Here is a 7257-nt window from a genome sequence, read left to right on the forward strand (position 1 = left end):
CCCCCCCCCCCGCCACCCACGACCTACTTCCCGTTGGTGCGCTGACCGAGGGAGAGAACCATGACTGACTTCGCACTACTGGCCGTTGTCACGCGCGGGGAGGTGAACGAGAGCCACCACCTCGGTGACCTCGTCATCGCCAACACGGAGGGGCAGGTGCTGCTGTCCAGCGGCAACCCGGAGCGCGTGGCCTACTTCCGTTCCGCTCAAAAGCCCCTCAGCGCCCTGGCGGTCGTGCAGACCGGCGCCGCTGACCGCTTTGGCCTGACGGAGACGGAGTTGTCCATCTGCTGCGCCTCGCACAGCGGCTCGCGCATGCATGTGGAGACCGTGCAGGGCATCCTGGACAAGCTGGGCCTCGACGGGACCGCGCTGCAGTGTGGGGTGCACGACCCGGGCGATGCCGAGGAGCGCCGGCGACTGGTGCGCGAGGGCCAGGCGCCCTCGCCGCTGCACAACAACTGCTCGGGCAAGCACGCCGGGATGCTGGCCAGCACGCTGGCGCTGGGGGCGCCCGTGGCGACCTACCTGGAGCGCGCTCATCCCCTGCAGCGCCTCATCTCGCGCAACGTCGCGATCATGACGGGTGTGCCGGAGGACGGCCTTCGGTATGGCGTGGACGGCTGTGGCGCGCCGGTCATCGCCGTGTCGGTCCTGGCGATGGCGACCTCCTACGCCCGGCTGGCCAACCCCGACGCTCTGCCCGATGACCTGCGCGCCGCCGCGACACGGATCATGGCGGCGACCGCCCTCGCGCCCGACATGGTGTCGGCCCCGGGGGCCTTCCACAGCGAGTTGCTGGCCGCCGGCGAGGGCCGCCTGATCGCCAAGGGCGGGGCTGAGGGCGCCTTCCTGGTAGGGCTGCGCGACCCGCGCCGCCTGGGCCTGGCGATGAAGTTCGCGGACGGCTCCGGCCGCGCCATCGCGCCGGTGACGCTGGCGGCGCTGGAGGCCGTGGGCGGGCTATCGCCGAGTGCCCGGGGACGGCTGGAGCGCTTCGCCCGGCCGCCCATACACAACTGCCACGGCGCGCATGTGGGCGACATCGTGGCCACGCTGGAACTGAAGGCAGGCGCGCATGGGTAAGCAGCCACTGCTGACAGTGGGGTTCGTGGGGGCTTCGGGCAGCGCGAGGCACCACCTGGCCGGGTGCGTCCACAGCGGTCTGGTGGGGCGGGCAGTGCTGGTGGATGCTGACGACGAGGCCCGGGCGGGCCTGCGCAGACGCTATGGCCTCATCAAGGCCGACCACGCACAGCTCGAGCCGCTGCTGGCTGACCCTGAGGTCAGCCTGGTGGACATCTGCGGCGAGGTGGCCGGGCGCTTCGAGGCGGCGCGGCTGGCGCTGGGCGCCGGCAAGCACGTCATCCTGGCTTCGCCGCCGACGTCCTCCGTGGCTGAGCTGGACGAGCTGGCGCGGCGCGGCGAGGAGGCCGGGGTGCTGCTCCTGTGCGCCCTGCATCCCCTGCACGTGCCGGCCCGGCTGAAGCTGGATGAGCTGCTGAGCCGCCAGGAGCTGCCCCCGCCGGTGCTGACCACCGCCCTCTCGGTGCTCCCGGCCGAGGAGCCCGCGGTGGATCTGCTCGGCGCCGCGTACGAGGCGATCGTGGGCGTGCAGCATGTGCTGCAGCCGGCCGAGGTGGTCGTGGGCGCCGTGGCGCAGGAGACGGCTCTGGCGGCGCTGCTGCGCCTGCCAGGGGAGGTCCCGGCGCAGTTGAGCCTGCGACGCGCGGCGGAGGGGGAGCTACCGTGGGGGGAGCAGCGGCTCTTCACCGCCGAGGGGATGATCCTGCTGCGGGACAACCCCGAGGACGAGACGCCGCTGATCATCGCCCACGGCGGCGACTTCTTCCCGGCCAGAGTGAAGACACCGCCGGACGTGTACGAGTACGCGGCGGTGCACTGCATGGAGCACTTGCTGGCCTGTGTGGTGGCGGGGACGGCGGAGCCGGAGGTGCTGGCGGAGGCCCGCGCGGCCCTGGCGACATGGGAGGCCGTGCGCGAGGCGGCCGCCGGCGGCAGCCCCGTGCCGGTTACTTCTCCAGCCTCTTCTGCAACTGCTTGATGGTCTTCTCGTCGAACCGGAACATCGGCAGCTTGTCCAGCGACACGCGGGTGCCGATCTTCTTCTCCACCCGCGTCATGATGTTCTCGGCCACCGCCCGGCCCCGGTCGGGGTGGTCGTACAGGGCCCGCGCGTAGGTGTTGTACTGCTCGATGGTCACCCCGTGCTTGTCCACCGTCTTCTGCATGTAGAGCAGCAGGTTGTTCTCCCACTGCTTGTCTTTTTTCAGACCCATGGCCGCGATCACGATCTCGGCCGAGATCTGGGCGAACTTGTCGTCATCCAGGGGGCTGCCGGGGACGAGTTCGGGCACGGAGTGCTTGCGGTCCTTCTTGGTCGTCTCGGGGACCGCCGCGGGTGGCGCAGGCTCCGTCGCCACCTGGGAGGCCGGGTCGCCGGGCACGGCGGACACCGAGTTCGCGCCGGTGCTTCGGGAGCGGCTGAGGATCAGCCCGGCGGCCACGATGGCGACGACCGCCAGCGTCACGCCCAGCACGACGACGGGGCGGCGCGGCCTGGGTTGCGGCTGGTCCTGGGGGGCGTCCTGCTCAGTCATGCTCACATCCGGGGGGAGTAGTGCTGCCGGCGTCTACCACCAGCGGTTCAGGTTCTCTTTGTGCATCGCGGCGCCCAGGTTGCTGGCGATCCGGCTCGTGAGGTCCGTCGCCGACACACCCGCGACGGCGGCATCCTGGGGCGTGACGGCGATCAGCTCGTCCTTGCCGGCCATCACGCGCGGGGGAGTGGCCTTGGTGTCGGCCGTGATCTGGTAGTCCTCGATGCCGTCGGCCAGGGCGAGGCGCAGCTTCTCCGCCACGGCCTCCAGGCGCTTCACGGCTGTCTGCCCCTCGGGCGCGTAGTCGGAGCGCATGATCTCGACGCCCCACAGGCTGAGCACCGCCAGCTTGCGCCCCTCGACATCCTTCTCCTCGACCTTCGGCGGCTCCCACTTGGTCACGGCGCGGCGGTTGATGTCCGCGCCGGCCGCCTCGAGTTGGCTGATGATCTGGCGTACGCGCTCATCGGTGTCGGGGTGGTCGGCATAGACGCCCAGCTCGACCTTGGGCTTGTGCCGCTCCTCGGCCGCCAGGCGCTCCATGAAGGTCAGCATGCCCACCGGGTCGTAGCGCTTGGAGGCGATGAGGTAGCGGACCGCGCCCTGGTCAGCACGCAGCTCGACCTTCATCGAGTACTGGCTCAGCACGCCGAGGCGGATGTACTCCCCGGCCGCCAGCACCGCCGAGAGCTTGTCCCCTTCGGCCCCCAGAATCAGCGCCCCGATGGCCGTGGCCAGGCTGCCCATGAACAGCTTTTTACTTTTGTCAGCCCGCTCCAGGGCGTCGTAGAAGGTGTTGTGGGTGATCTCGTGGGCCAGCACGCCGGCCAGCTCGTGCACGGACTGCACATCCTTCAGCAGCCCGGCGGTCACGTACACGAAGCCGCCCGGGAGGCTGAAGGCGTTGACTTCCTTCTCATCTATGATCTTGACGGTGTACTTCACGCCGGGGCGGTCGCAGACGGCCGCGATCGTGGTGGCGATCTCATCCAGTTGCTTCTGCTGGGCCTCGTCGGTGACGACTTTCCACTTTTTCTCTACCTCGGCCGCCGCCTCTTTGCCCACCCTCAACTCGTAGTCGGGTGACCACTGCTTGGCATACGCCCACAGCGGAAGCAAAGCGAACAGCACGATAGCGAGTAGCGGTTTGCGCATGATGCAATCTCAGGGGGCCGCGCCCCCTGACTTCCCCCTTAGTCTGACGCCTTCCATACCTAAAGGTTTCCCTGTTGTGCCGTTGGTTCCCAGGTCAGGGCCGGGTGGAGCTGCCAATCCATGCCGAAGAACCCCGCGCACAGGGCGTCATTCGTGTCGTCGCGCCCGAAGCTGTCGGTGGTGAACACCACGAAGTCCGGCAGCAGGTCGTGCTTGTGGTTGACCGACAGCCTCTCACCGTGCCGCTCGCCGGAGTAGATCAGCACGTAGCGGTTCGGGTTGAGCGGGTTCGGGTAGCACATGACCAGCCCCAGGTGGGCGCCCTCGTACGTCTTGCCGCCGATGTCATACCTGTGGTCGCCGATCCTGACGGGCAGCCTGTCGGCCATCCTGGCCAGCACGCTGTTGGTCTGCGGCGTCCCGAACAGCACCAGGTTGCACTGCTGGAGGTCATCTTCGGTCAGCTCGGTGTCGAGCTTCGCGGGCGGGGGGCCGTCGGCGAACTGATCCCATTCGGCCTGCCACAGCCCCACGCGCCGGGCCAGCTCGGCGTCGGCCGCTTCGTCCCCGGCCGTGCCCTGCACCAGCAGGAAGCGCGTGTCGAAGACCTCCTCGCACGGACCGCACAGGCCCCGGCGCTTTTGCAGGGGGGGCGGCGGCGGGGCCTCCGGGCGGAGGGCGATGGTCCCGTCGGGGCCGGGCTGCCCCGCCACGGGCTGGCCGTTCCACACGAACGTGCAGCCCTCGGGCAGGCGCGCCGTGCGGCTGTCTATCGTCACGGCGGTCACGTTGTCTGTGGTGAGCGAGAGTTTCTCTTTCTCCGGGCTCACCTCGGCAGTCACAGTGCCGGGTGTGCCCCACTGCCCCAGGGCGTCCACGGTCAGCCAGAACGCCTGGTTGTACTCCAGGCTGTAGAGCTTCAGGTCCACCCGGCGCGGGCTGCGGTCGAGCGTGAACTGCTTCTCCCAGCTCCAGGCGTTCTCATAGCTCTCGGTCCGGAAGTAGATGTAGTGCGACTCCCCCGTTTGCTCGAGGCACTTGATGGGGGTGCCCTGCTGCCGGGCGGCCTCCACCATCAGGCGCGTCTGCTCCACCGGGATCAGGTTGTCCAGCTCCCCGTGCTGCACGAAAATGTTCTGGTTGCGCACATTGGGGACCTGGTCGAGGGCATTGTCCCACTCGATCAGCCAGCGCTTCCACGGTGGCGCCTGCTCGCGCGGCCAGCCCCACCAGCGGAACATGTCGGTCTGCCCGCACATCGGGGTCACGGCGGCGAACAGGCCCGGATGGCGCAGGGCGATGTTCCACGCCCCCATCCCGCCCATCGAGACACCGCTGAGATAGATCCGGTCGGGGTCCACGTTGAAGACCTGGCGGACCTGCCGGAGGCTGGCCAGGACATCCACCTCGCCCACGCCCTGGAAGTCCGTGTTGCGCCGGCCGTAGGGCACCAGCAGCAGGCAGCCGTGCTTGCCGGCGACCTCGCAGTGCTCGGGCACGGGGAGCCACGGGTCCACGACGCTGGTGGAGGGCACGTAGCCGTGCAGGAAGACGATCAGGGGCCACTGCCGCTTGCCGTCGTAGCCCGGGGGGAGGTACAGGTGGTAGGGCTGGGCGGTCAGGTCGTTCTCGGTGATGTAGGCCAGCTCATTGAGCGCCCCGGCCCGCAGCGGAGGCTGCTCCCGGCGCTCCAGGCGCTGCAGGGACGCCATCCCCGCGGCCACGACCTGCTTCTCCGCCCCGTCGAGGTTGCCGATGAAGCCCCCGCCCCGCAGCAGCGTGGCCTGCTTGAGCGAAAGCTCCGCCAGGGCGTAGTTGGTGTGCCAGACCCAGTCCGCCCGGTGGTAGGTCCCCGGCTCAATACGGGACAGGGCCCGCTGCAGGTCGGCGGCGTTCTCTGCGGTGCAGGGCGTGAGGGCCAGCAGGAGCAGGCCCAGGGCGAATACTCGTTGCATGACACCGTCCTGTGAGGGACTTTTCTTTTCCACACTACCACCCGCCCTGTGGCCGGCGTCGCGGTCGGTGACCGCTCCCACAGGGACCGCGGTCAGGCGAACCGCGGCTGGCTCCGGTAGTATTGACTCCCGTAGCCCGCCAATTGCTCCGTCAACATGAAGGCGCCGCCGCCGCGCAGCCACTTGCCGGCCAGCAGCCAGTCCAGCACTGCCCGGCGCATGCTGGTGTCGCGGGGGGCGGTATGCAGGTCAAGGTCCCCGGTGGCGAACAGGAAGTGCAGCCCGTCCCGCCCGCTCGACGGGATGGGGAAGAGGTACAGCTCCTCCTGCCACTTGGTCATGTTGCTGTCGGGGCGGTAGACGAGATGCCACTTTGGGTTGAGGATCCAGGACATGCACCCGAAGCCCACGTAGGGCTGCTCAGGGAAGTAGTGGGCGAAGAACTCGGCGGCCTGGCGCATCGAGTCGCGGCACAGGTCGGGATGGAAGCCGCCGCCGCCGGGGATGTGGGTGTCGAGCACGTGGTCGCCCCGCCGCAGCGCGCACTCCCACTCGCTCAGCGGCAGTTCGAGGACCTCGTCGCGCAGGGCGTGCCCGCGCGGGTGGACGAGATGGCCCCGCGCCCGCTCGTCGTTCACGTCCAGGACCGAGGTCCAGTTGCCCGGATCGTCCGGGCCGCCGGGGCCGCCGATGTAGCCGTCGGCGGTGTAGCACACCCCGTCTTCGGCCAGGGCCAGCACCTCCCCGGTCCGGCGGCTGCGGAACACCCGCACCTGGCCGCCGAAGGGCCGGTTCATGTACTCCATGCGCCCCAGCCGGTACAGCTCGCCCTCCGAGTCGTGGCGCAGCCAGTAGATGACGCGCAGGTCCGCGCCGATCAGGCCGTGGTTGAGCTGGGCGAAGTTGTCCATCAGCTCCTCGAAGTTGCCGTACACGCCGCGCGTGACCTCATCGGGGATGCCGCGCGCCTGGTGCTTCTTTTTCATCAGCGGTACTACCCCCAGGGCCATCAGCAGGTACGGCAGGCCGTGCAGGTCGCCGAAGAGGCCGTCGAGCACCGGCCACTGCCGGACCTGCCCGCCGGGGTAGTCCAGGTGGTGGAAGAGCAGGTTGGCGCAGTGCCACCACAGCGTCCGCAGGGCCTCGCGGCCCCGGATCTCGGCCGCGACCTGCTCCATCAGCGGGCCGACGGCCGGGTCGAGGCGGACATAGTCGCACAGGGGCAGGAAGACCTCGGGCCGCAGCAGCTCGGGGACTGCCGGCAGGGAGGCGAGGTCCTCGTCCCAGTGGGGGGCGAGCAGCTCGGGATCGGTGTCGAGGTTCAGTTCGGCCAGCACTTGCGGCAAGGTCATGGCGCGGTCTCCTGCACAGGGTCGCGAGTGTTTCGCCCCCCGAGGGGCGAGGGCCTCCCCGGCGGTCGTGGGGCCCGCCGCACACGACGCGGCACCCACGACCTGGAGGGTGTGACCTACGTTTGTCGGTGGGCTACCAGCACCAGCCAGGGCGGGGTGTCGGCGCAGCCGACG

Annotated in this window: 6 protein-coding genes; 2 read left to right on the plus strand and 4 right to left on the minus strand. The window is 69.6% G+C overall.

The annotated features are described in order from the left end of the window. Positions 1-60 precede the first annotated feature (60 nt). On the plus strand, positions 61-1086 hold the full coding sequence (locus tag LLH23_16540) for an asparaginase (protein MCE5240071.1): 1026 nt from the start codon (positions 61-63) through the stop codon (positions 1084-1086). Beyond that, positions 1079-2065 carry a Gfo/Idh/MocA family oxidoreductase gene (locus tag LLH23_16545; GenBank protein ID MCE5240072.1) on the plus strand — a complete coding sequence of 329 codons (987 nt, stop codon included), beginning with the start codon at positions 1079-1081 and terminating at the stop codon, positions 2063-2065. Before LLH23_16540 ends, LLH23_16545 begins: the two co-directional genes overlap by 8 nt. Here the strand turns inward: LLH23_16545 and LLH23_16550 are convergent. From LLH23_16550 to LLH23_16565, 4 genes are all read right to left on the minus strand, one after another. Further along, positions 2034-2621 (minus strand): hypothetical protein, encoded by a 588-nt coding sequence (locus LLH23_16550; GenBank protein ID MCE5240073.1) that lies wholly within the window; start codon positions 2619-2621, stop codon positions 2034-2036. The genes LLH23_16545 and LLH23_16550 overlap by 32 nt on opposite strands. Before the next feature lie 33 nt (positions 2622-2654). Continuing rightward, positions 2655-3776, minus strand: coding sequence for a M48 family metalloprotease (locus tag LLH23_16555; protein MCE5240074.1), 1122 nt, complete (start codon positions 3774-3776; stop codon positions 2655-2657). Positions 3777-3835: 59 nt separating this feature from the next. After that, a complete protein-coding gene (locus tag LLH23_16560) occupies positions 3836-5731 on the minus strand; it encodes a prolyl oligopeptidase family serine peptidase (protein MCE5240075.1) in 1896 nt (631 codons plus the stop codon). A 92-nt stretch (positions 5732-5823) separates the two neighbouring features. Beyond that, positions 5824-7083: a hypothetical protein gene (locus LLH23_16565; protein ID MCE5240076.1), complete on the minus strand. Its 1260-nt coding sequence runs from the start codon at positions 7081-7083 to the stop codon at positions 5824-5826. Positions 7084-7257: the final 174 nt, after the last annotated feature.

It is taken from the genome of bacterium (assembly GCA_021372615.1).
Classification (GTDB): domain Bacteria; phylum Armatimonadota; class Zipacnadia; order Zipacnadales; family UBA11051; genus JAJFUB01.